The organism is Desulfarculaceae bacterium (assembly GCA_020444545.1).
Lineage (GTDB): Bacteria > Desulfobacterota > Desulfarculia > Desulfarculales > Desulfarculaceae > Desulfoferula.
Genome location: JAHLKT010000001.1, coordinates 389,524 through 411,653, shown reverse-complemented (window position 1 = coordinate 411,653; position 22,130 = coordinate 389,524). Strand labels below are relative to the sequence as shown.

Genomic DNA, 22,130 nt, shown 5'->3' with positions numbered 1-22,130 from the left:
CGGGGCCCGCCCGGATGGTCCGCCGCGAGGCGCAATTATAATAATGTAGTTAAAATAGATGTATAAGCCGGAATAACTTGTGACGGCGCGGCCCAAAATAGCCGTGCCGGGGGCCGTGATTGGCGGCTGGATAGGGCTCCGGGGCCTTTCACAAGTCTACAAAAACGAAACATACCAAATTGTATGTGAGGAAGGCTTGCCTACCGAATGGTAGGAGGCTAATCGTTGGCCAGGGCGGCGGCCTCGCCCCGGGCGGCCAGGGCCTCGCGCTCCACCTGACGGAGTTCCCATAAAAAGGCCGAGAGGGTCAGGCGGCCCTGGCCGGCCAGCTCGCCGGAGGCGGCCTTGATGCCCCGGAGCGAGCCCAACAGACGGGCGTGGCGCGCCTCCAACTCCGGTGGCTTGGCCGGGCGCTTGGCCGCGGCCAGGGAGCTGCCCAGGTTGTCCAGCAGGCGGCTTAGCTCCGCGCCCAGCTCGCGCACCTGGTCCGAGGCCTTTTGCCAGGGGCCGGGCGGGGCCCCGCGCACCGCCGACGCCTCCAGGATGAGCAACTGGTCGTACATGCGCCCGGCGTGGGAGATGACCTCCCCGAAGTGGCGGCCCAGGGCCGGGTTGCGCCCCGGCTCCCGCCCGGCGGCGGCGTAGGAGGCCTTGAGCGCCGCGATCTGGTCTTGCAGCTCCTGGCGCAGGGAGCTGAGCCGGTCCACGGGCAGGCCCCCGGCCAGATAGCCCGCCACCGCCTGGTCCAAAAAGCCGGCCAGGCCCCGGTACACCGCGGCCGCCTCGCCGCGCACCCGGCGGCTGGCCCGGTTGGGCCACAGGAAGCGGGCGGTGAGCAGGCCGATGATCACCGCCAGGATCACCTCGCCCACCCGAAGCAGCCCCACCGCCCAGCCCAGGGGCGAGACGGTGGAGGTGATCATGATCATGGTGAAGCTGCTCATGGCGCCGGAGACCACCGGGTGGGGGAAGCTCATCAGGTACAGGGTGACGAAGGCGCCCAGACCGCAGGCCAGGTAGTAGGCCGCGCCCTGGTCGCCCAGGCCCAGTAAAAAGGCGCTGGCCCCGGCGGTGCCCAGACACACCCCCAGGATGCGGTACTTGCCCAGGGCCAGGGTGGTGCCCAGGTCCGGCTTGACCATGAGCATGGCGAACAGCACCACCCAGTAGCCGTTGGGCAGGTCGACGGCCTTCACCAGGAGCATGGAGGCCCCGGTGGCCACGGCGGCCTGCCCGGCGGAGCGCAGGGTGGGGGAATCGGGCTTGAGCTCGGCCCGCAGGCGGCCCCAGAACCCGGCCCAGGAGGGCGCGGGCTTGTCCGGGGGCAGGTGCAACAGATCCACCGCCCGGCGCTGGCCCTCGGCCCGGCCCAGGTCGCGGGCCAGGGCCAACAGCGCGGCCAGGGAGTTGAACACCAGCACGTACTCGCCCACGCTATGCCCGCCGTCGGCCGCCTTTTGGGTGCGCATCTTTTCCACGTCGTCGCGCAGGGCGTCGATCAGTCCGCTGGACTCCACCCGGCCCCCGCCTTCCTGCACCGCGCGGCGCAGCTCTTCCAGGAGCGCCCGCGCCCGGGTCATTAGCTGGCCCAGGCGAGGGCCGTATTGGTCGTAGAGGGCCGAGCCCAGGGCCGCCTGGCGCAGCTGCCACAGGGCCAGGAGGTTCTCGTAGACCCGCACCAGGTCCAGGCCCAGGGCCAGCACCGCCACCGCGCCGCTGCCCTCCTGGTCGGGCGGGGTCTCCAAAAACTGGGGCAGGCCGCGCAAACGGTGCAGGGCCTTGAGCGCCTGCTCCTTGGCCTGCTCCAGGCGGGCCTGGTCCACCTTGCCGCTGGGGAAGCCGTCGTGCACCGTGTCCCACAGCTCCTCCAGGTTGACCAGGGCCAGGGACAAGGTGCTCCGGTAGAGCTGGCGGGCCCGCATGGGCAAGACCAGAAAGTGCAGGGCCCAGCAGACCAGGCCGCCCACCACCACGGCCAGGGCGCGGGCCAGGCCTTCCTCCAGGGGGCCGGGCTTGCCCAGGGCCACCACCACCAAGAGCAGCGCCCACAGGGAGCAGGCCCCGTAGGCCGGGCCCAGGGCGGCGGCCCCGAAGGCGGCCAGGGTGGCCAGCACGATGAAAACCGTGGGCACGGCCACCCCGAAGCCCAGCACCGTGGCCGGGATCACCAATAGGGCGGCGGCCCCCACCAGAAAGAGCATGGCCCGCCGCCGCGCGGCCAGGGGCAGGCCGGGCGGCACCTGGCTCAGGGTGAAGGCGGCCAGCGGCCCCCAGGCCAGCAGGCTGGGGTAGGGCCAATAGATCCACAGGCAGATGGCCATGGCCACCAGGGTTTTGAGGCTGCGGCGCAAGGTGAGGAAGGAGGGGTCGTAGGGATGGATGTGCCGCCGGTACAAGCGCGTGATATAGCCGGCCGAGGCGTCCATGGATTTTGTCCCCTCCCGGGGAGTCATGTTAGCGGGCCGCCGGGGCGGCTGGCAAGCGTCGCGGGCCGGGCGGGCCCGCCCGCGCGCAAGCAGGTGCCCCTGAACTTTGGGGACAAGGTGAGCTACTACTGCCCGGCCACCGGCCGTTTTGACCTGCACTTCCATCTGATCGCCCTCTGGGACTGAGGCGGCCCGCCGGGGAGACGTCTTCCTGACAATCTCCCGATCCTTGTGCTATGTTGGGCCCGTCGTCCGCGCTGGAGGGGGATCATGCCCGTGTACTATCTGTTCATTCCCGCCGTTTTGCTGCTCATCGGCCTCATCTGGGCCGAGCGGGGCCAGGAGCCCGGCCGGGTGCTGTTGTTCAAGGCCCCCCTGTCAATCCTGTTCGTGGTCGCGGCCCTGATCAGCCCCCACCCCGTGGGCTGGTACTTCGGCCTGGTGCTGGCCGGGCTGGTGCTGGGGCTCATCGGCGACGTGTGCCTGGCCCTCAAGGGCGACAAGGCCTTCCGTTTGGGCCTGGTGTCGTTTCTCTTGGGCCACGTGGCCTACGTGGTGGCCTTTGCCGGGCTCACCCCGCCCAGCCAATGGATAAACCCCGGCATCCTGGCCGTGTGCGCGGTGAGCGGCCTGGTGTTCCTGTGGCTCAGGCCTACCTTGGGCAAGATGCTGGGGCCGGTGCTGGCCTACGTGGTGGTGATCACGGTGATGGTGATCGCGGGCTGGGCCGCGCTTTTCCAACGCACCGTGCCGCCCACGGCGGGGTGGGTGATCTTTATCGGCGCGCTGATCTTCTACCTCAGCGACCTGTTCGTGGCCCGCGACCGCTTCAAGAGCCCGGGCTGGGACAACCGCCTGATCGGCCTGCCCCTGTACTACGGCGGCCAGTTCGCCATCGCCTGCTCGGTGGGCCTGGTGGCCTGACTCTTGACCCATCGGAGAACCAGTGTCAAAATTCAGGGATTAACCTAATTTGATTGTCTTTTCCCGGAGGGCCGCGCCGCCTTGTCCAGAGCCTGCAATTACACCGAGAAACCGCCTGCCGCGCTGCGCCTGACCTCGCTGCTGCTGGCCCTGCTGGCGCTCTGCCTGCTGGCCTCCCCGGCCCGATCCTTTGACAAAAGGCAGCTCAACATGCGGGCCGACGCGCTCTACGAGCAGCGCGGCGACTTGGCCAAGGCGGCCCTGAGCGCCCAGATGTACCGCCGCCTCTTGGTGGAGGCGCCCGACGACCTGGAAGCCTCCATGCGCCTTTGCGAGCTGTTGGTGTGGATAGGGGCCCAAAAGCCCGACGAGCAGGCCGAGGAGCATTTCCGCGAGCTGATCGCCGTGGCCTCGGCCGCCCGGCGGGCCCATCCCCAAGACCCCGGCCCCCTGTTCTACATGGGCGTGGGCCAGGGCATGCTGGCCGACGTGGCCTCCTTCCCCGAGGCCCTGATGCTGGTCAAGCAGGCCATGAAGAACATGGCCGAGCTGGCCGCCAGCCATCCCGGCTATTATTACGGCGGTCCCGAGCGGGTGCTGGGGCGCATCTACTACAAGATGCCGGGTTTCATCGGCGGGGACAACGAGCTGGCCGAGCAGAACTACAAAAAGGCCATCAGCTACGGCCCGCGCTATTGGCTGAACCAGCTATACCTGGCCGATCTCTACTACCAGCAGGGCAAAAACGACCAGGCGCGCAAGCTCCTGGAGGAGGTGGCCCAGGGCCGCCCCATCCCCGCCCTGATGCCCGAGTGCCAGATGTGGCAGCAGCTGGCCCGCAAGGCCCTGGCCGACGGCCGGCCCCCGAATTAACCCCCGCCGAAATATGCTATCGTTGAAAGAGGGCGCCCCGGAACCTAAAACCGGGGCACAGGGAAAGGACGCGGCCATGCCCGACCGAGCCAGCCTACACGAGTGCACCCTGGACCAGGGTTTGGCCCTGCGGCCCCATGATGAGCTGCCCAAGGTGGTCAAGGAACTGGTGGCCACCTGCGGCACCGCCGCCTGCTTCGACCACATCAGCCCGGTGCCCCTGCCCAGCCACGACGCGGTGGTGGAGATCGTGGCCCTGGCCCGGCGGGTGCTTTTTCCCGGCTATTTCGACGGCAAGAAGATCGAGCAGGTGAGCCTGGAGTACCACCTGGGCACCGAGCTGCTGCGCCTGTTCGAGCTGGTCTCGGACCAGATAACCTGGGCGGTGCGCCACGACTGCTTCCGCCACGAGCTGGAATGCAGCCACTGCGCCGACCGGGGCAACCGGGCGGCCCTGGCCTTCGTGCAGTCCCTGCCCGAGATACGCCGCCTCCTGGCCCTGGACGTGCAGGCCGCCCAGGAGGGCGACCCGGCCAGCGGCGGGGTGGACGAGATCATCTTCTCCTACCCCGGCCTGTTCGCGGTGACGGTATACCGCCTGGCCCACCGCATGCGCCATCTGGAGGTGCCGCTGCTGCCCCGCATGATGAGCGAGTACGCCCACGCCAAGACCGGCATCGACATTCACCCCGGGGCCGAGATCGGCGAGAGCTTTTTCATCGACCACGGCACCGGCGTGGTGATCGGCGAGACCGCCGTGTTGGGCCAGCGGGTGCGCCTGTACCAAGGCGTGACCCTGGGGGCCTTGTCTTTGCCCCGGGGCCAGGTGGAAGACCTGCGCGGGGCCAAGCGCCACCCCACCATCGAGGACGAGGTGACGATCTACTCCGGGGCCACCATCCTGGGCGGCGACACCGTGGTGGGCACCCGCTCGGTGATCGGGGGCAACGTGTGGCTCACCGGGTCGGTGCCCCCGGACACCAAGGTGTTCTTGAAAAAGCCCGAGCTAGTCTACGTGGAGCCCCGCAAGTAGAGGCCCCCCGCCGGGGCAGGAAAGGAACGGCTATGGCCACCCACATCAATCCCGACGTCATCCGCGTGGTGGGGGGCACCCCCCTGGTGCTGCTCTCGGAGAACTGCCTGGAGGGCATGGTGGCCCCGGTGCTGGCCAAGCTGGAGTACCAGAACCCCCTGGGCTCGGTGAAGGATCGCATCGCGGTGGCCATGATCGGCGCGGCCGAGGCCGAGGGCAAGATCGACAAGGACTCCCTGATCGTGGAGCCCACCAGCGGCAACACCGGCATCGGCCTGGCCATGGTCTGCGGGGTCAAGGGCTACAAGCTCATGCTCACCATGCCCGAGTCCATGAGCATCGAGCGCCGCCGTCTGCTCAAGCACCTGGGGGCCGAACTGGTGCTTACCCCGGCGGCGGGGGGCATGAAGGGGGCCATCGAAAAGGCCAGGGAGATCGTGGCCGAGAACCCCAAGGCCTACATGCCCGACCAGTTCAGCAACCCGGCCAACCCGGCGGTGCACCGCCACACCACCGGCCCGGAGATATGGAACGACACCGGCGGCGCGGTGGACATCCTGGTGGCCGGGGTGGGCACCGGAGGCACCATCACCGGGATCAGCGAGTACATCAAGCCCCTCAAGCCCGAGTTCAAGGCCATCGCCGTGGAGCCGGCCGACAGCCCGGTGCTCAGCGGCGGGCAGCCCGGCCCCCACAAGATCCAGGGCATCGGGGCGGGCTTCGTGCCCCCGATCCTCAACCGCGATATCGTCGACGAGGTGATCACCGTGACCAATGACCAGGCCATGGACACCGCCCGCCTTCTGGCCCGCCACGAGGGCCTGCTTTGCGGCATCTCCTCGGGCGCGGCGGCCTGGGCCGCCTGGCAGGTGGCCCGCCGGCCCGAGAACGTGGGCAAGACCATCGTGGCCGTGCTGCCCTCCACCGGCGAGCGCTACCAGTCAACCGAGCTGTATCTGGACGACTGATCCGCCGAATTACAGGCGTTTTCCCCTCCCGCTCCGGCCTCGGCCGGGGCGGGTTCTTTTTGGCCCGAATTCCCCCAAAAATTTTGCCGCCCAGGGCTTGCAAGCGTCTTTCGCCGGATTAACTTAATATGCGTAAGCATGATATATCTAGCTGTTATTGCGAGTAATTCCCAAGAAAGGAGGCAACGATGACCTATTTGATTCCCTATGGCCAGTTTCGTGGCCTCAACCGCCTGCGCCGGGACGTGGACGACCTGTTCAGCCGCTTTTTCGACACCGGCGAAAACAGCGGGGTGGCCGAAGGGGCCTTTGTGCCCTCCATCGACGTGAAAGAGTCCGAGGGGGCCTATGAGGTGTGCGCCGAGGTGCCCGGGCTCAAGCCCGAGGACATCAGCGTGGAATACAGCGACGGCATCCTCACCCTGAGCGGCGAGAAAAGGCAGGAGATCGACGAGGAGCAGGGCTCCTGGCACGTGGTGGAGCGCCGCTACGGCTCCTTCAGCCGCTCGGTGCGCCTGCCCAGCGAGGTGGACGTGGAAAAGTTGAGCGCCACCCACAAGGACGGGGTGCTCAAGGTCAGCCTGCCCAAGAGCGCCAAGAGCTCCTCCAAGACCATCGAGGTGAAGGCCGGCTAGCCCGCCGCCCGCCCGCAAAGCGCCCGCTCCCCGTTGGGGGCGGGCTTTTTTTGGCCCCGCCAGCCCATCCTTTTTCCCCCCGGGCCTTTTCCGTGGTATTAATGGGGCGTTTCCCGGCGTGGCGCCGGGCCGAGGAGGAAGATTCTAATGCGCGCATTCACCCGCCGCGTGGCGGCCTGCTCTATCTGGTTGGTCATTTTCGTGTTGGTATCCTGCGCCGGCGGCGGCCCCAACGCGGTGGACTATTACCGCGACGAGACCTCCATGCGCCGGGACACCTGGCCCCAGCTGGCCAACACCTATCCCACCGGCCTGATGCAGTGGTCCTACAGCGCCGGCGGGGTGAAGGTGCAACTGCGCTTGGACGCGGAACGTGAGTTCATATTCGAGCTCAAGCTGATCAACCAGAACGAAACGCCCATCACCATCAACTGGGCCAAGACCTACTACATCAACGGGGCGGGCTACAACTACCACTTGGCCCACAACGGCGCGCCTTACTGGGGGCCGGTCACCAACCTCAAGCCCACCACCGTGGGGCCGGGCCAGACCATCCAGGACGACCTGCGCCCCGCCCGCGAGGCCAAGCGCGACGGGCAGTGGCTGCTGGCCCCGCTCACCGAGCCGCAGATCTCCCAGGGCGACTGGCCCAACCAGCTGGCCATCATCATGCCCATCATTCGGGGCGGCGTGGAAGAGGTGCACCGCTTCGACATGGATATCGACGCAGTTGATTCCGTGGATGGGTGGGGAGGTCCCTGGGTCTACTAGGCCGGCTTCGCCAGCCACCGTGCTCGGCGTCCGATTTCGGGCTGCGGCGCTGGCTTCGCGGTTTGCCTCCTCGGCGTACGCTTTAAGTACGCCTCCGTCGCCAAACCGTTGCAGCTTCGCGCCTCGCTGCCGAACTCGAACACCTCGGGTCCAGTTTGGGCGTTTGCTCCTCACCTAAAAGGGGGCGCTAACTTGCTTGGCTTGATTCGCCGCGCCCGGCTCCTGGCGCTGGCGCTCTTGCTGCTGGCCGCGCTGCTGGCGGGTTGCGCGGCGGAGCGCTATGTGGACCCGGGCCCCAACCCGGCCCGGGTGCGGGTGCTGGTGGATTTTAAGACCGACCGCTCCCGTTTCAACCAGTTCGATGACACCACGCCCTACACCTCCTGGGACTGGGGCCTGTGGCTGGAAAGGGACGGCCGCCTCACCCGCCTGCCGCCCGACCCGCCCCAACAGCTCACCGTGATCCAGGGGCCGCGCCTGAAGCGCGACACCGTGTTCCTGGCCCCGCCGGGCAAGCACGCCTATCGCCTCATCGTGGACGGCTACGTGGGCCTGCGCGAAGGTTGGACCTACTGGCCCATCAGCGTGGCCGGGACCAACCAGCGCTTTGTCCTGGAGCTCAAGCCCGGCCAGACCACCACCATCCGCCCCGGTCAGGGCACGCCGGTCCCCCACAAGCCGAACTAGCGCCTAAACCGTCGTCGCTTTTCGTATCGCAAATTTGGTGATGATTAAGTTGTTCTGAGGATAGGCCCACGGTATCCGTCGGCACAGCTACGGCTTCGCAGGCAAGGCGCGGGCAAGCGAGTTCCGCAGGCGTATATGCCAATACGCCGAGGAAACGAGCGCCGCCCGCAACGCCGCATCACGCCGTCTGGCGAAGCCGCACCCTCGCCCGGCAGAAAACTATTTCATAACGATCTTGCTGGCTGCCAGGGGCCGCCCCAACGCCCTCTCCAGCGCGGCAAAAGCCTGCAAGTAGTTGTAGCGGGCCTTGACCAGATCGCTGGCCGCCTGGAAGCGGGACACCTGGGCGTCGGTGAACTCGATGGCGTTGCCCACCCCGTTGTCGTAGCGCCCCTGGGAAAGGCGGAAGTTCTCCTCCGCCGCCTCCAGGGCGGTGCGGGCCACCTCGATGCGCTCCAACGACTCGCGCACCACCAGCCAGGCCTGCTCCACCTCCTCGCCGATGCCCAGCTCCAGCTCCCTCAGCCGCGCCTTGCGCTGCAAGATCTGGGCGCGGGCCTCGTTGACCTGGCCCTTGGTGAGGAAGCCGGAGAAGATGGACCAGCTCAGGCCCACCCCGGCCTCCCAGTTGTTCTCCAGGGGGAGCTCGGTGTTGCCGTACTGATAGGAGCCGCCCGCGTCCAAGGAGGGCCAATAGCCGCCCTGGGCCGATTCCAGGCGGCCCTGGGAGGCGGCCACCAGGGCCTTGACGCTGGCCATCTCGGGCCGCTGGGCCAGGGCCTCGGCCAGAAGCGGGTCCAGCTTGCCGGGCAGGGGAGGCAAGCCCTTTTCAGAGGCCAGGGCGTAATCGCTCTTCCAGGGGCGGCCGCCCATGATGCGCTCCAGGGCCACCCGGGCCTCGCGCTGGCGGTACTGGGCGCTGATCAGGGCCAGGCGGGCGTTGGCCAGGTCCACCGAGGCGCGGGCCACGTCGATCTTGGGCCGAAGGCCGGTGGCGTAGAAGCCCTTGGCCTGCTCCAGGTGGCGCTGCTGCGAGGCCAGGGTCTTGACCGCCACCTTGACCAGGCGCTGGTTTTTGAGCACTTCGAAGTAGCTGGCGCGCACCGCCAGGACCACCTCGTCGCGCCGGGTGCCCAGATCGTGCTGGGTGGCGCTCAGCTCCTGGCGGCTGGCCTCCACCTTGCCCCCGGTCTGGCCGAAGTCGTAGATCTTCTGGGTCAGGGTCAGGCCGGTGTCGTAGTAGTTGTAGTTGCCGCTGTAGTTGGAGGTGCGCGAGCGGTCGGAGTAGTTGCGGGTGTAGTCCGCCGTGGCGTTGAGCTGCGGGAACCAGCGGCTGGTGGCCTGGGTCACCCGGCCCTCGGCCTGGGCCACCTCTTGGCGGGCCGCCTCCAGGGTGGGGTTTTTCTTCAGGGCCAGGCCCACCGCCTGGTCCAGGGAGAGCACCTGCTCCGCCCCCGCCGGGCCCGCCGCCAGCATTGCCAGCAATAGCAGGGCCAAGGCCCCCAACCGCGATCCATGCATGACCATGCCTCCAGGCCCCGCCGGGGCCGCCGGGTGAATGCGTCTTAAGGGCTAAAGCTTAGATGTTGCCGGGGTAGAGGTCAATGGGATGAAGGCGGCAAAGCGCAGGTCTGGGCCTGGTCTGGGTCGAAACTGCCCACCGGGCCGGGGGCTGCCGCGCCCATGCGCCGGGCCAGGCCGGTGACGAGGCCGGGGAACACCCCCCGGTGCAGGGGCCACACCGCGTACCAATAGGCCAGGCCCATGAGCCCCCGGGGCAGGTAGCTGACCACCAGGCTGAGGCGGCAGGAGTCCAGGCCGCTTGGCTCCAGCTTAAGCTCCAAGGTGGCCTCGCCGGGCAGCTTCATCTCGGCCAGGAGCAGCAGGCGCTGCGGAGCCTCCAGCTCCAGCACCCGCCAGAAGTCCAGGGCGTCGCCCACCCGAAGCTCGCGGCCGCTGCGCCGTCCCCGCCTGAGGCCCGGCCCGCCGACCGCCTCGTCCATGTAGCCGCGAATCCGCCACAGCCAGTTGCCCCAGGGCCAGCCCGAACGGCCGCCCACCCCGGCCACGCTCTGCCAGGCCTCTTCCTGGGGCACGGGCAGGGCGATCTGGTAGCCCTCCCGGAAGGCGGCGCCCCCGGCATAGGGCGCGTCCCCGCAGGCCACCCATTCCGGCGGGGTCATATGGCCAGCGTCCATCCAGCAGGTCTCCACCCGCTCCTGGGCGATGCGCTCCAGGGCCCGGCGGATGGCCACCCGGGCCGGGGTCAGCTCGCGGGGAATCATTTGCAATATGCGGTGGTCGCGGCAGACCACGGTGTTGCTCAGGCCCTCGGCCAGGGGACGGGCCAGGCTGGCGGGCACCGGGGTGATCAGGTGTATCCACAAGGAGCTCAGGCGGGGGCTGAGCACCGGCACCGGCACGATGATGCGGGGCTTGAGCCCGGCCTCCCGGGCGAAGATCCGGAACATCTCCTCATAGGTGTGGATGTCCGGGCCGCCGATGTCCAGGGTCTGGCCGGAGACTTCGTCCTGCTCCAGGCAGCCCGCCAGATAGGCCAGCACGTCGCCGATGGCGATGGGCTGGACCCGGGAGCGCACCCAGCGGGGAGTGATCATAATTGGCAGGCGCTCGGCCAGATAGCGCAGGAGCTCGAAGGAGGCGCTGCCCGCGCCCAGGATCATGGCCGCGCGCAACCAGGTGCAGGGCGCCTCGCCGCTTTGCAGGATTTGGCCCACCTCGGCCCGGGAGCGCAGATGGTGGCTGATGCCCGGACCTTCGGGCACCAGGCCGCCCAGGTAGACGATGCGCTCCAGCCCAGCGGCGGCCGCGGCCAGGGACATGTTGCGCGCCGCCTTGCGGTCGGCGGCCGCGAAGTCCGGGGTGTCCCGGTTCATGGAGTGGACCAGGTAAAAGGCGGCCCAGCAGCCTTTTGCCGCCCGGGCCAGGGAGAACGGGTCCATCACGTCGCCCGCCACCAGCTCGCAGTTGGGGTGCGAGGCCCAGGGGCGGCAGGAGAGCTTGTTCAGGTTGCGGCCCAGGGCCCGCACCCGCCAGCCAGCGGCCAGCAGGCGGGGGGCCAGGCGGCCGCCCACGTAGCCCGTGGCCCCCAGGATCAAAACCGGCTTATCGCGCCGCGCGGACAGGGCAGGGTCCATGCATCACCAGCCTTTCCCTTCCGATTGCAGCACAGGGCGCGCCCCAAAAGCAACGGGGCCGCCGAAGCGGCCCCGCTGGGGTTGAGCTAGGGAATGGAGGCTTAGTCGACTTTCATGAAGCGCTCGCCCTTGGCGCCGCACACCGGACAACGCTCCGGCGCGCTGCCCTCGGCGGTGTAGCCGCACACCGGGCAGACGTAGTAGGCGTATTCGCCCAGGTCGCCGCCCAGGCCGTCCAGCAGCTTCTGGTACAGGTCGGCGTGCACCTTCTCGACCGTGTTGGCCCACTCGAAGGACCTGAGGGCTTCCTTGGCGTCCTCGGCCTTGGCCGCCTCGATCATCTCGGGATACATGTGCTCGAACTCGTGGGTCTCGCCCTCGATGGCCGCCTTGAGGTTGTCGGCGGTGGAGCCGATGCCTTTCATGGCACGAAGGTGGTTGTGGGCGTGCACCGTCTCGGCAGCGGCCGCGGCCCGGAACATGCGGGCCACCTGCGGCATACCCTCGGAGTCGGCTTTCTCGGCAAAGGCCAGGTACTTGCGGTTGGCTTGGGACTCACCGGCAAATGCTTCGGCCAGGAATTCTTGCGACTTGGACATGGGATTCTCCCCTCTGCTTAAGTTTAGGGTTGTTATCGATAATGATTACTATTACTATATAGTGAAACGGACGGGCGTTGTCAAGCCCGAGCCCATAAAAAACAGTCTGAGGCATGGGCCGCGATGTGACAAGCCTCGGACTACGCCTTTACAATGGATTGAAAGGCGAAAATTTGCCCGGTCCGCCCGGGGGACGGAAATTCTTACCAAAGGAGACCAAGATGAGTGAGCGTAACGGCGCTGTTACCATGCACGGCAACCCTCTGACCCTGGTGGGCGCGGAGGTGAAGGTGGGCGATATCGCCCCGGACGTAACCCTGGCGGCCAACGACCTGAGCCCGGTGAATATCAGCGACTACAAGGGCAAGGTGGTGGTGCTCTCGGCGGTGCCCTCCCTGGACACCCCCACCTGCGACCTGGAGACCCGGCGCTTCAACTCCGAGGCCGCCGGCCTGGGCGACGACGTGGCCATCCTCACCATCAGCATGGACCTGCCCTTTGCCCAGGCCCGCTGGTGCGGCGCGGCCGGGGTGGAGGCGGTCAAGACCCTTTCGGATTACAAGGAGGCCGCCTTTGGCGAGGCCTACGGCCTCTTGATCAAAGAGCTGCGCCTGTTGGCCCGCTGCGTCCTGGTCCTGGACCGCGAGCAGAAGATCACCTATATCCAGTTGGTCAAGGAGTTGAGCGAGGAGCCCAACTACGAAGAAGTGCTGGCCGCGGTGAAGGCGGCCTCCTAAGCCATTGCCAAGCGAAAGCCTAACGGGGCCGGCCTTCGGGTCGGCCCCGGTTTTTATTGGCCAAACCCTTGACGTATGACCTGTTTGCGGACTAAATTTGGTCTTGTAGGGAAAAGGAGGCAAGGCCATGAAGGCTTCCCGCCAGATCAAACCCATAAGCTTTCTCAAGGCCCACGCGGCGGAGATCGTGCGCACCCTTGGCGAGCAGGACGAGCCCCTGATCATCACCCAGAACGGCGAGGCCAAGGCGGTGATGCAGGACATCGCTTCCTATGAGCAGACCCAGGAGACCCTGGCCCTACTGAAGATTCTGGCCCTGGGCAACCGCCAGATAGAGCAAGGCAGGGTGCGCCCCGCCGGGGAGGTGGTGGAGCGCCTGCGCCGGGGTCGGCGGGAAGCTTGATGACCCATCAAGTATTCCTGACCGAGGACGCGGCCCGGGACCTGGAGCAGCTTTACGATTACATTGCCCGCCACGACGCCCCGGAGCGGGCGGAGTATGTGTTGGGAAAAATAGAAAAGGCCTTTGACCGGCTGAGCCAGTCGCCCAACCGGGGGGCCTATCCCAAAGAGCTGCTAGCCTTGGGCATCAAGCAGTACCGCGAGATATTTTTCAAGCCCTACCGCATCATCTATCAAGTGTTGGATAGCCGGGTCTACGTGATGCTCATCGCCGACGGGCGGCGGGACATGCAGGCCCTCTTGATGAGGCGCCTCCTGGAGGCGTGAGAGGCGGCCCCGCCTAGGAGCTGACCCAGTCCCAGGCCTCGGGCTCCTGGGCCGCGCCATAGGTGCGCACCTCGCCGGACATGAAGTTGGCTCCCACGTCCGTGGCCCACTTGACCCACCTGGGCGCGCCCACCATGGCCAGCTTGGCGAAGTCCTTGCGATGCTTCATGCCGAACTTGGCGTCGTCCCAGGCGGCCTTGGGCTCCCAGCCCAGGAAGTCGTGGGCCAACACCAGCATCACCCGGGCCTTGCCCTGCTTGGCGATCAGCTCCCTGAGGCGCGGGATCATCACCTGCTGATAGTCGGTGTCGGTCAGCTTGCCCTTGGCCAAAAGAGCGATGGCCTGGTCGGTGCTCTGGGGTAACAGCTCCAGCATGGTTTTCCTCCGCCGTGGGAATGGCTGAGGCCGTCCGGCTCATGCTGTCTCGCGCTGGTTGTCGCCGGCGGGCGCCGGCCTCCATTAAAGTATTCTAACCCGGGGCCGCGCCCCGGCGTCTAGCTCTGAGTGGGCCGGGCCAGCCCCCGGGCCAGGGCCCGGGCCAGCCGGTCCAAGAGCTCCAGGGGCGTGTCCGCCCCCAGGCCCAGAGCTCCGCCCAGCCAGAAATAGCCCGAGGCCGTGGCGAGCACGGCCAGGGCCAGCTCGCGGGCCCGCTCCCGGGGCCAGCCCAGCTGCTCCCCTGCCGGAGCGATCATCCCGGCCACCAGCTCCAGATGTTGCTCCAGGCGCGCGGCCACCAGGGCGTGGGCCTCGCCGCCCTTGGCCAGGGCCAGGGACTGGTTCAAAAGCCCTGCCGCCTCGGGCCGGAGCTGGAAGAAGCGCAGATGCACCGCGGCCACGTCGGCGATGAGCGCCTCGGCGTCGGTGGGGGCCAGGCCCACCGGCCGCACCCGCCGGGCCAGGTCGGTGAGCAAACCGTCCACCAGGGCGGCCACGAAGGCGTCCTTACTGGGCCAGTGGGTGAAGAAGGTCCCTTTGCCCACCCCGGCGGCGGCGGTTATCTGGGCCACCTTGGTGGCCTCCAGGCCCTGGGTGGCCATGAGCCTCAGACCCGCCTCGCTCAGGCGGCGGGCCGCCTCGCGGCGGCGCAGCTGGCGGGGGGATGGGGTGGCGCTTTCCATGTCGGCGATTGTCGCTTGCCCCCGCGCTTCGTGTCAACCGGCCGGGCCTTGGGGTTTAGACAGGCGGGCGCGCTTGGGTTACAATGGGCCGCCCATTGCAGCCAAGGAGGAGCCCATGCCCAAGGACGCGCAAGACGTGCGGGAGCTGTCCCAGGAAGACCTGGTGTGGTTCGTATTGGAGACCTTTCACCGCAACCTGATCCACTACGGCCTGTGGTTCCGCGAGGTGGAGCACCAGGAGGGGCTGCCCGCCGCCCTGGCCGCCGACGCCGCCGTGTTCCGCACCAACCTCGCTTATCAGATGAAACGCTTGGGCAAGCTCCTGGGCTTCGAAGTGGATAAGGACGGCGTGCCCGCGCGGCTGAGGCAAATGAGCCCGGACGAGCTGGTCGAGCTGGCCACCGCCTCGGCGGCCAACTGGCTGGTCACCGACGGGATCTGGTTCCAGCAGGTGGAGCGCGACCGGAGCATGGACTACGCCAAGCGGGCCAACGATCTGTGCTGGGCCCGCCTGAGCCCCCACGAGGCCTACAACATCAAGCAGTTCCTGGGCCTGGGCGAGCGCCCCGGTCTGGCGGGCCTCAAGCAGGCGCTGAACTTCCGCAACTACTCGCTACTCAACAAGCAGTCCATCCACGAGGTGGACGAGCACAGCTTCATCTTCCAGATGAACGACTGCCGGGTGCAGTCGGCCCGCAAGCGCCAGGGTCTGGACGACTACCCCTGCCACTCGGTGGGCAACGTGGAGTATCCCTCCTTCGCCAGCTCCATCGACGAGCGCATCACCACCACCTGCGTGGGCTGCCCGCCGGATCATCCGGACGAATGGTACTGCGCCTGGAAGTTCACCCTGGAGGAGTAGGCGCGGCGGGCCCTCAGGCGAATATGTCGCTGGGCATGTAGGGGTGGGTTCCCTCGATCACCCGCACCCCGGCCTTGGCCTTGATCTTCTTGAGGATGGTCTCGGCGTGGGGACAGTGGTCGGTGATGCAGGGGGCCACGTGGACCACGGTGGGCTTTTCCTCCAGGGGCTTGTTCCAAAGGCTCACCTGGGCCAGGCGGGTCACGATGGTGGCCCCGGGGCAGTCGCCGCAAGACAACAGGCCCATCACCTGGGCCGGGCTGTCCTCGTAAATCTCGAAGACCCCTTCGCGCCGGTTGAAGGCCACCAGGCAGCGCGAGCAACCGATGCAGACATCGTCCATGGCCCGCTTGCATCCCACGATCAAAACCTTTTCCACCTTGGCCTCCATTTATTATCGTCTCCCCGGCGTAGCTATGCGCCGGGGACGGGGTTGATAGGGCTTAATAGCCTACAATTAGTAGGCATATAAATCAAGCCCTAGGTGCAAACCACTGCTACGCAATGTTTTTTAAATGAAGGCTTATGTAGGAAAATATGCGGAGTTACTTTGGCTCCACCTGACAGGGGATGGCCGCCAGGTTGGGGGTGCCGAACTCGCGGCCCAGCTTGTCCGCGCTGGTCAGCAGGTTGAAGTTGCTCCTGTCCCAGCCGCCCAGGGGGTCGTCGTCCTCGGGGAACCACCAGCCGTGCTCCGCGTAGACCGTGCCGGGCAGCACCCTCTCGCTGAGCCGCGCCTTCTGCGCGATGCTCCCCGCCCGGGTGCTGATGATTACCTCGTCGCCCTGGTTGATGCCCCGGGCCTCGGCGTCGGCCGGGTGCATCTCCATGACCGGCTCGGGGTCGCGGGCCCGCAGCTCATCCACCCAGCGATAGGATGAATGCAGGGCGGTGAGCTTCTTGCGCCCGGTGAGCACCAGGGGGAACGCCTCGCTGGTCTCCTCGGGGAAGCCCTCCCACGCGGGCAGGGGCGGCAGGCCGAACTTGGCGGCGGTGGAGAGCATGAGCTCCACCTTGCCGCTGGCGGTGCGGAAGCCCTTGGCGCGGAACTTCTCGAACTTGGGCGGCCCCTGCAAGTGCCCCTTGGCCGCGAACTCCTCCCAGCTCAGGCCGCTGGGCTCCAGCACCATCTGGTTGAGCGCGCGGTAGTCCTCGGGCCACAGCTCCTCTCCGGCCAGGCGGCGGCCCAGGTCGCAGCAGATCTGGGCGGGCGGGCGGCACTCGGCGGGCGGATCCACCACCTGGGGGCGGGCCAGGATGTAGCCGTGGCCCAGGCCGTAGTGGCCGATGTCGTCGAACTCCAGGCTGGCCGCCGAGGGCAGCACCACGTCACACAGAGCCGCGCTGGGGGTCAGGTACAGCTCGGCGCAGGCCAAAAACTCCAGGCGCTCCAGGGCCTCTTTGGCCCGGCGGCTGTCGGCCCAGACCATGAGCGGGTTGGTGTCGAAAAAGAACATGCCCTTGACCGGGTAGGGCTCGCCTTCCAAGACCGCGCGGCGCAGATAGGCCGGGGGGATGGTCATGAAGCGGGGGATCACCCCGTGGGCCGCGCTGAGCATCGCGGTGCGCTTGTCGGGCACCAGGTCGGCCCGCACGAAAGCACCCAGCCCGGCGATGGGCGGCTCCAGGGGCGCGATGTTGCCTCCGGGCACATCCAGGTTGCCGCTCAGGGCCATGAGGCAGACCAGGGCGCGGGCGGCGGAAAAGGCGTGGTTGGTGTGCTCGATGGGGTTGCCCCAGGCCAGGGCCGCGGGCTTGGCCGAGGCGTAGAGCCGGGCCGCCTGCTGGATTTGCGCGGGTTCCAGCCAGGTTATCTCGCCCACCCGGGTTGGGGTGAACTCGGCCACCGCCTCGGCCAGCTCGGCAAAGCCGTGGGTGTGCTCGGCCACGAAAGCCTCGTCGTAGAGCTTTTCCGCGATGATTACGTTGAGCATGCCCAAGGCCAGGGCCGCGTCGCTGCCCGGCCGCAGCTGGAGGTGCAGCTCGGCCTTTTCGGCCAGCTCGCTCCGGTGCGGGTCGATGACCATCAAACGGCTGCCCGCCTTGAGGCGGGCCGTGAGCTGGGAGCCGATGCCGCCTTCCTCGTGGGTGGCCAGGGGGTTGGAGGCCCAGAGCACCACCAGCTCGCTGGGCTGCTTGTAATCCACCACCGGGTAGAAGCCGCAGGTGTGCACTCCGGTGATCTCGCGGGGAGCGTGGCACACGTCCTGGTTGGCCACCAGGTTGGGCGAGCCGAAGGTGTTGGCCAGGCGGATCATGGCGAAGTGGTCCAGGCCCTTGGGCATGCCCAGGGCAAAGGCCACCGCGCGGGCCCCGTCCTTTTGCCGGATGGCGTCCAGGCCCTCGGCGATTTGGCTCAGGGCCTCGTCCCAGGAGATGCGCTCCCACTGCCCCGAGCCGCGTGGGCCCTTGCGCCGCAGGGGATGCCTGAGGCGCTGGGGGTGATACAGGCGGTGGTGGGCGTTGAGGCCCTTGGGGCAGGCGTAGCCCTGGTTGAGCCAGCCGTCCGGGTCGGGCTTTATCTTGGTGATACGCCCGTCCTCAACCGTCGCGATAATCCCGCAGCCCCCGTGATCCATATAGGAGCAGTGGGTTTTGATCTCCTGAATCGGCCCTGCCATGCCCTTATGCTTCCTCTCGTGGTCCCCAGGAGTTATAATTCCGGCGAAATGTAGTGATTTAATCACCTCGGAAGCCCGGAGGCAAGCCCGCCAAGCCTCTCGGGCCGGAGATCCCGCCATGGAAGCCAAACAGGTCGAACAAAAGCTTACCCATTTTCTGCGCCCAGCCACCTATCCGGTGGGCCTGAGCGTCCTGGGTCCGGAAGACCAGCTGCCCCCGGACTTCGTGAAGCTGGAGGGACGGCGCAGTCCCATGCTGGTGTGCCAGGCCATAACCCTGGCCCGGCGCTACGGCTGGAAGGTGATGCTGGAGCCCGAGGACATGGTGTGCCCCCTGGGCGCGGTGGCCCTGGGTTTCGTGCCCGCCAGCGAGGGCTTCCTGGAGGGACACACCGGGGTGCCCAACTGGGTCTGCTCGGACGCGGCCCGCGCGGTGGTGGCCGAGGATATCCCCAAGCTGCCCCACGGCCAAGGGACCCGCTTCATCGTGGCCCCCCTGGAGCAGGTGGACTGGGAGCCCCAGCTGGTGCTGGTCTTCGGCAACCCGGCCCAGATGGTGCGCATGGTGCAGGCCCTGGTGCACCACACCGGCAAGGCCATCAGCTTCACCGCTCTGGGCGGCATCGGTTGCGCCACCTACGTTTCCCAGGCGCTCATCAGCGGCCAGTGCCAGCTGGTGCCCTGCGGGGCCGGGGACCGCATCTTCGCCATGGCCCAGGACGACGAGATGGCCTTCGCCATACCCGCCGGGGAGCTGGACAAGGTGCTCAGCGGCCTGGAGGCCACCGCCAAGGCGGGCCTGCGCTACCCGGTGACTCCCTACCTGCGCTTCCACACCGAGATGCCCGACACCTATCAGGCCCTGATGAAGGACCTGGAGGCCAGCGAGTAAGCTCCCGCGCGAAAGGATTCCCATGGCCCATCTCGCCGCCTTTGGCCGCAACCGCTGCACCGCCCTGGAGCAGCGGAGCGACAAGCTCCTGCGCTCCACCTGCCGCCTGCAAGACGACCTCATGGACCTGATGGTCTGGATCGAGGTGAGCCTGCCCGGCCTGGAGATAAGCGCCGTGGGCCTGGAGGCCCGCCGCGCCGCGCCGCCCCTGCCGCTTGATGCCCATGAGCGCCTGCAAAAGGTGCTCGGGGTGCGGGTGGGTTCGGGCATGCTCAAGATCATCGAGGGGCTGGTGGGCCGCGAGGGGGCCCTGGCCGAGCTCAGCTTCATGGTGGAGGAATGCTGCCACGGGGTGATCCTGGGCCTGACCAAGCAGGAGCTGGCCAAGGCGCCCCGCGAGCCGGTGGATTCCCGCGCGCACTTCGAGGACATGATCCGGCGCAACACCCGCCTGGTGGGGCGCTGCGCGGCCTTTGCCGAGGAGAGCCCCTTGGTGAAAGGCGCGGAGCCGCCCGAAGGGGAGCAGCCATGATCAGCTTCATGCGCAACAAGCTGGTGGGGGTGGAGCGCCCCTCGCCCGGCACCTGGCTGGCCAAGGGCGTTCTGGAGGACCATATCTACGGCCTGGAGGTGGCTCTCAGCATCGACGCGGACAGCCTGCGCCTGGAGAGCGTGCAAGGGGCCTGGCGGCGCTACACCACCCCCGAGTGCCCCCGCGCCGTGCAGTTTTTGGGCCGGGCCGAGGGGCTGTGCCTCAGCGACCCGGAGTTCAGCCAGCAGGTGCACAAGCTGGTGGGCCGCCAGGCCTGCCGCCATTTCGCCAACCTGATCCTGGAGTGCTGCGACTGTGTGCTCAAGGCGCGGGCCGTGGAGCGGGGCGAGATTGGCGTAGCCACCGATGAAACCCCGGAGCGGCCCGCCGAACCGGCCGTGGCCGCGCGGCCCCGCCGGGCCGTGGCCCAGGCCGCGCCGGACCAGGACCTGGCAGTGGCCTATGCCGCCCTGGAGGACGCGCCCCAGGGCTTCTTCCTGGACCTGCACGCGCACACCTTCCCGGCCTCGCCCTGCGCCAGCGACGAGGTGGACCAGGTGTTGGCCGAGGCCAAGCGCATCGGCCTGCACGGGGTCTGCCTCACGGACCACCATTATCTATGGGACCCGGAGGAGCTGGCCGCGCTCTCGGAGCGCCACGGCCTGGTGGTGCTGGGGGGCAACGAGATAACCACCGCCCAGGGCGACATGGTGGTCTTCGGCTTTGACGAGCCCATCGAGGGCATCATCCCCCTGGAGGAGCTACGGGCCCGGGTGGCCGCGGCGGGCGGCTTCATCGTGGCGGCCCATCCCTTCCGGGGCTTCCTCACCGTGGGGGTGGAGGAACTGGGCATGGGGGTGGAGCAGGCGGCGGGGCGGGCCATGTTCGCCCAGGTCGACGCCCTGGAGGTGCTCAACAGCAAGGTGACCCCAGGCGAGAACGGGTTCTGCGCCCGGGTGGCCGGGGCCCTGGCCAAGCCGGGCACCGGGGGCAGCGACGCCCATCAGGCCGGCGAGGTGGGCTTCTACGCCACCCGCTTTGACAAGATCATCACCAGCCAGGCCGACCTGCTGGCCGCCCTGCGCCACGGCTCCTACCAAGCGGTGCCCTTTCGGGGGGCCGGAAAGGCCGAGTGAACATGCCCGATATGCCCAAAGGCCAATGGACCAAGCTGGTGCGCCGCATGGAGCAACTGCTGCGCCTCAAGAGCTTCCCCGTGGCCTTCAAGATGCTGGAGGATAGGGAAGAGCTGGGCCGCATTCCTTTCTTGCGGCGGCCGGAGCACAAGATGAGCCTGTGCCAGCTCATCAGCCTGGTGCGGAACTTCGACTGGAGCGTGGGGGCGGACCTGGACGACTTCGTCTTCGCGGCCTGCCCCTCCATCCTGGGCCTCCGGGATCTGCCCGAGTATCACCGCGACGGCACCTTCCGCAGCATCGTGTGGGTGGCCACCAAAAAGGACGGCCGCCGCTACGAAGAGGCCATCCCCCGCCTGCCCACCCAACGCTACCAGGCGGTGGCCCTGGCCCCGCTGGTGTACGAGCCCTTTGAGCCGGAGATCGTCTTGATCTACGGCAACCCGGCCCAGATGATCCTGCTTATAAATGCGTTGCAGTTCGAGGACTACCAGGTGATGAATTTCTCCTGCGTGGGTGAGTCCTCTTGCTCGGACGCCATCGCCCGCTGCTATTTGGACGACAAGCCCTCCCTGAGCATCCCCTGCTACGGCGAGCGGCGCTACGGCCACGCCCAGGACGACGAGATGGTCATGGCCCTGCCCGCCCGCCTGATGCCCAAGGCCCTGGCCGGGCTGGAGAGCCTCTACCGCCGGGGGGTGCGCTATCCCATCAGCTATTCCGGGGTGGAGGGCGACATCACCGCCACCCTGCCGGTGTCCTATACGCGCCTGGAAGAGATGCTCACCAAGGTGCGCGGCATGCCCCACGGGGTGATCGTGGGCCTCACCGGCAGCATCGCCAGCGGCAAGAGCACCGTGTCGCGGCGTCTGGTGGAGCTGGGGGCGCACCTCATCGACTTCGACCTCATCGCCCGCCAGGTGGTGGAGCCGGGCCGGCCCGCCTTCGATGAGATCGTGGATTACTTCGGCAAGCAGGTGCTGGGCGAGGACGGCGGCCTGGACCGCAAAAAGGTCTCGGCCATCGTGTTCTCGGATCTGGAGAAGCGCAAAAAGCTGGAGAGCTTCACCCACCCGCGCATCTACGAGGAGTTTTTTGCCCAGCTCCAGGAGATAACCGCCCGCGACCCGCAAGGGGTGATCATCGTGGACGTGCCGCTGTTGGTGGAGCTGAACCTCATGTATCTGTTCGAGCAGATACTGGTGGTGGTGGTCTCCCCCGAGACCCAGGTGGCGCGGCTCATGTCCCGCGACGGCATAAGCCAAGAGGAAGCCCGGCAGATCATCGCCAACCAGTTGGGCATGGAGCAGAAGAGGGGCTTCGCCGACCTGGTGGTGGACAACGACGGCGCGCCAGAGCAAACCGAGGCCCAGATCATGGCCCTGTGGGACCAGCTCCAGGCCATGGCCCAAGAGGGCTAGCGCGCCC

At 67.7% G+C, this 22,130-nt stretch carries 23 protein-coding genes; 15 read left to right on the top strand and 8 right to left on the bottom strand.

What is annotated here, in order from left to right; translation table 11 throughout:
* Positions 1-218: 218 nt before the first annotated feature.
* Positions 219-2,426, bottom strand: coding sequence for an FUSC family protein (locus tag KQH53_01985; GenBank protein ID MCB2225419.1), 2,208 nt, complete (start codon positions 2,424-2,426; stop codon positions 219-221).
* 270 nt (positions 2,427-2,696) lie between these two features.
* On the opposite strand from KQH53_01985, the gene KQH53_01980 reads away from it, so the two are divergent.
* From KQH53_01980 to KQH53_01950, 7 genes are all read left to right on the top strand, one after another.
* Positions 2,697-3,350, top strand: coding sequence for a lysoplasmalogenase (locus KQH53_01980; protein MCB2225418.1), 654 nt, complete (start codon positions 2,697-2,699; stop codon positions 3,348-3,350).
* A gap of 81 nt (positions 3,351-3,431) precedes the next feature.
* Positions 3,432-4,223 carry a TRAP transporter TatT component family protein gene (locus KQH53_01975; GenBank protein MCB2225417.1) on the top strand — a complete coding sequence of 264 codons (792 nt, stop codon included), beginning with the start codon at positions 3,432-3,434 and terminating at the stop codon, positions 4,221-4,223.
* A gap of 76 nt (positions 4,224-4,299) precedes the next feature.
* Complete coding sequence (locus KQH53_01970; GenBank protein MCB2225416.1) at positions 4,300-5,256, top strand: serine acetyltransferase; 957 nt, start codon at positions 4,300-4,302, stop codon at positions 5,254-5,256.
* Positions 5,257-5,288: 32 nt separating this feature from the next.
* Positions 5,289-6,224, top strand: coding sequence for a cysteine synthase A (gene cysK / locus KQH53_01965; protein ID MCB2225415.1), 936 nt, complete (start codon positions 5,289-5,291; stop codon positions 6,222-6,224).
* Positions 6,225-6,412: 188 nt separating this feature from the next.
* Complete coding sequence (locus KQH53_01960; GenBank protein MCB2225414.1) at positions 6,413-6,859, top strand: Hsp20/alpha crystallin family protein; 447 nt, start codon at positions 6,413-6,415, stop codon at positions 6,857-6,859.
* A gap of 147 nt (positions 6,860-7,006) precedes the next feature.
* A complete protein-coding gene (locus tag KQH53_01955; protein MCB2225413.1) occupies positions 7,007-7,630 on the top strand; it encodes a hypothetical protein in 624 nt (207 codons plus the stop codon).
* Between the two features lie 192 nt (positions 7,631-7,822).
* The gene (locus tag KQH53_01950) at positions 7,823-8,317 is read left to right on the top strand and encodes a hypothetical protein (protein MCB2225412.1); all 495 of its coding nucleotides are present in this window, start codon (positions 7,823-7,825) and stop codon (positions 8,315-8,317) included.
* A 219-nt stretch (positions 8,318-8,536) separates the two neighbouring features.
* Here KQH53_01950 and KQH53_01945 read toward each other — a convergent pair whose 3' ends face one another.
* From KQH53_01945 to KQH53_01935, 3 genes are all read right to left on the bottom strand, one after another.
* Positions 8,537-9,838, bottom strand: coding sequence for a TolC family protein (locus KQH53_01945; GenBank protein MCB2225411.1), 1,302 nt, complete (start codon positions 9,836-9,838; stop codon positions 8,537-8,539).
* A gap of 80 nt (positions 9,839-9,918) precedes the next feature.
* Entirely contained in the window at positions 9,919-11,475 is a 1,557-nt protein-coding gene (locus tag KQH53_01940; protein ID MCB2225410.1) for an SDR family oxidoreductase, read from the bottom strand.
* A gap of 101 nt (positions 11,476-11,576) precedes the next feature.
* Entirely contained in the window at positions 11,577-12,074 is a 498-nt protein-coding gene (locus KQH53_01935; protein MCB2225409.1) for a rubrerythrin family protein, read from the bottom strand.
* 221 nt (positions 12,075-12,295) lie between these two features.
* Between KQH53_01935 and tpx the strand changes: the two genes are divergently transcribed.
* From tpx to KQH53_01920, 3 genes are all read left to right on the top strand, one after another.
* The gene (gene tpx, locus KQH53_01930; GenBank protein ID MCB2225408.1) at positions 12,296-12,811 is read left to right on the top strand and encodes a thiol peroxidase; all 516 of its coding nucleotides are present in this window, start codon (positions 12,296-12,298) and stop codon (positions 12,809-12,811) included.
* A gap of 127 nt (positions 12,812-12,938) precedes the next feature.
* A complete protein-coding gene (locus KQH53_01925; protein MCB2225407.1) occupies positions 12,939-13,214 on the top strand; it encodes a type II toxin-antitoxin system Phd/YefM family antitoxin in 276 nt (91 codons plus the stop codon).
* Positions 13,214-13,540: a type II toxin-antitoxin system RelE/ParE family toxin gene (locus KQH53_01920; GenBank protein MCB2225406.1), complete on the top strand. Its 327-nt coding sequence runs from the start codon at positions 13,214-13,216 to the stop codon at positions 13,538-13,540. Before KQH53_01925 ends, KQH53_01920 begins: the two co-directional genes overlap by 1 nt.
* A gap of 13 nt (positions 13,541-13,553) precedes the next feature.
* On the opposite strand, the gene KQH53_01915 is transcribed toward KQH53_01920, so the two are convergent.
* Positions 13,554-13,916 (bottom strand): STAS/SEC14 domain-containing protein, encoded by a 363-nt coding sequence (locus KQH53_01915; protein MCB2225405.1) that lies wholly within the window; start codon positions 13,914-13,916, stop codon positions 13,554-13,556.
* A 119-nt stretch (positions 13,917-14,035) separates the two neighbouring features.
* The gene (locus KQH53_01910; protein MCB2225404.1) at positions 14,036-14,659 is read right to left on the bottom strand and encodes a TetR/AcrR family transcriptional regulator; all 624 of its coding nucleotides are present in this window, start codon (positions 14,657-14,659) and stop codon (positions 14,036-14,038) included.
* A 115-nt stretch (positions 14,660-14,774) separates the two neighbouring features.
* On the opposite strand from KQH53_01910, the gene KQH53_01905 reads away from it, so the two are divergent.
* Positions 14,775-15,521: a hypothetical protein gene (locus KQH53_01905; GenBank protein ID MCB2225403.1), complete on the top strand. Its 747-nt coding sequence runs from the start codon at positions 14,775-14,777 to the stop codon at positions 15,519-15,521.
* A gap of 13 nt (positions 15,522-15,534) precedes the next feature.
* Here KQH53_01905 and KQH53_01900 read toward each other — a convergent pair whose 3' ends face one another.
* Together KQH53_01900 and KQH53_01895 are read right to left on the bottom strand one after the other, a co-directional pair.
* On the bottom strand, positions 15,535-15,912 hold the full coding sequence (locus KQH53_01900; GenBank protein ID MCB2225402.1) for a CGGC domain-containing protein: 378 nt from the start codon (positions 15,910-15,912) through the stop codon (positions 15,535-15,537).
* 154 nt (positions 15,913-16,066) lie between these two features.
* Positions 16,067-18,142 carry a molybdopterin-dependent oxidoreductase gene (locus KQH53_01895; protein ID MCB2225401.1) on the bottom strand — a complete coding sequence of 692 codons (2,076 nt, stop codon included), beginning with the start codon at positions 18,140-18,142 and terminating at the stop codon, positions 16,067-16,069.
* Between the two features lie 118 nt (positions 18,143-18,260).
* Here KQH53_01895 and KQH53_01890 point away from each other — a divergent pair, with 118 nt between their 5' ends.
* Genes KQH53_01890 through coaE form a run of 4 tightly spaced genes read left to right on the top strand, consistent with a single transcriptional unit; the run spans position 18,261 to position 22,123 of the window.
* Positions 18,261-19,034 carry a DUF169 domain-containing protein gene (locus KQH53_01890; protein MCB2225400.1) on the top strand — a complete coding sequence of 258 codons (774 nt, stop codon included), beginning with the start codon at positions 18,261-18,263 and terminating at the stop codon, positions 19,032-19,034.
* A gap of 22 nt (positions 19,035-19,056) precedes the next feature.
* Positions 19,057-19,566, top strand: a complete 510-nt coding sequence (locus KQH53_01885; protein ID MCB2225399.1) for a hypothetical protein — start codon at positions 19,057-19,059, stop codon at positions 19,564-19,566.
* Positions 19,563-20,702 (top strand): PHP domain-containing protein, encoded by a 1,140-nt coding sequence (locus KQH53_01880; GenBank protein MCB2225398.1) that lies wholly within the window; start codon positions 19,563-19,565, stop codon positions 20,700-20,702. Before KQH53_01885 ends, KQH53_01880 begins: the two co-directional genes overlap by 4 nt.
* Entirely contained in the window at positions 20,699-22,123 is a 1,425-nt protein-coding gene (gene coaE / locus KQH53_01875; protein ID MCB2225397.1) for a dephospho-CoA kinase, read from the top strand. The genes KQH53_01880 and coaE overlap by 4 nt, the downstream gene beginning before the upstream one ends.
* Positions 22,124-22,130 lie beyond the last annotated feature (7 nt).

Excerpts from the sequence above, each read along its gene's own strand:
- KQH53_01985 (MCB2225419.1), bottom strand. The coding sequence starts at position 2,426 with ATGGACGCCTCGGCCGGCTATATCACGCGCTTGTACCGGCGGCACATC.
- KQH53_01980 (MCB2225418.1), top strand. The coding sequence starts at position 2,697 with ATGCCCGTGTACTATCTGTTCATTCCCGCCGTTTTGCTGCTCATCGGC.
- KQH53_01970 (MCB2225416.1), top strand. The coding sequence starts at position 4,300 with ATGCCCGACCGAGCCAGCCTACACGAGTGCACCCTGGACCAGGGTTTG.
- cysK (MCB2225415.1), top strand. The coding sequence starts at position 5,289 with ATGGCCACCCACATCAATCCCGACGTCATCCGCGTGGTGGGGGGCACC.
- KQH53_01960 (MCB2225414.1), top strand. The coding sequence starts at position 6,413 with ATGACCTATTTGATTCCCTATGGCCAGTTTCGTGGCCTCAACCGCCTG.
- KQH53_01955 (MCB2225413.1), top strand. The coding sequence starts at position 7,007 with ATGCGCGCATTCACCCGCCGCGTGGCGGCCTGCTCTATCTGGTTGGTC.
- KQH53_01945 (MCB2225411.1), bottom strand. The coding sequence starts at position 9,838 with ATGCATGGATCGCGGTTGGGGGCCTTGGCCCTGCTATTGCTGGCAATG.
- KQH53_01940 (MCB2225410.1), bottom strand. The coding sequence starts at position 11,475 with ATGGACCCTGCCCTGTCCGCGCGGCGCGATAAGCCGGTTTTGATCCTG.
- KQH53_01935 (MCB2225409.1), bottom strand. The coding sequence starts at position 12,074 with ATGTCCAAGTCGCAAGAATTCCTGGCCGAAGCATTTGCCGGTGAGTCC.
- tpx (MCB2225408.1), top strand. The coding sequence starts at position 12,296 with ATGAGTGAGCGTAACGGCGCTGTTACCATGCACGGCAACCCTCTGACC.
- KQH53_01925 (MCB2225407.1), top strand. The coding sequence starts at position 12,939 with ATGAAGGCTTCCCGCCAGATCAAACCCATAAGCTTTCTCAAGGCCCAC.
- KQH53_01920 (MCB2225406.1), top strand. The coding sequence starts at position 13,214 with ATGACCCATCAAGTATTCCTGACCGAGGACGCGGCCCGGGACCTGGAG.
- KQH53_01915 (MCB2225405.1), bottom strand. The coding sequence starts at position 13,916 with ATGCTGGAGCTGTTACCCCAGAGCACCGACCAGGCCATCGCTCTTTTG.
- KQH53_01910 (MCB2225404.1), bottom strand. The coding sequence starts at position 14,659 with ATGGAAAGCGCCACCCCATCCCCCCGCCAGCTGCGCCGCCGCGAGGCG.
- KQH53_01905 (MCB2225403.1), top strand. The coding sequence starts at position 14,775 with ATGCCCAAGGACGCGCAAGACGTGCGGGAGCTGTCCCAGGAAGACCTG.
- KQH53_01900 (MCB2225402.1), bottom strand. The coding sequence starts at position 15,912 with ATGGAGGCCAAGGTGGAAAAGGTTTTGATCGTGGGATGCAAGCGGGCC.
- KQH53_01895 (MCB2225401.1), bottom strand. The coding sequence starts at position 18,142 with ATGGCAGGGCCGATTCAGGAGATCAAAACCCACTGCTCCTATATGGAT.
- KQH53_01890 (MCB2225400.1), top strand. The coding sequence starts at position 18,261 with ATGGAAGCCAAACAGGTCGAACAAAAGCTTACCCATTTTCTGCGCCCA.
- KQH53_01885 (MCB2225399.1), top strand. The coding sequence starts at position 19,057 with ATGGCCCATCTCGCCGCCTTTGGCCGCAACCGCTGCACCGCCCTGGAG.
- KQH53_01880 (MCB2225398.1), top strand. The coding sequence starts at position 19,563 with ATGATCAGCTTCATGCGCAACAAGCTGGTGGGGGTGGAGCGCCCCTCG.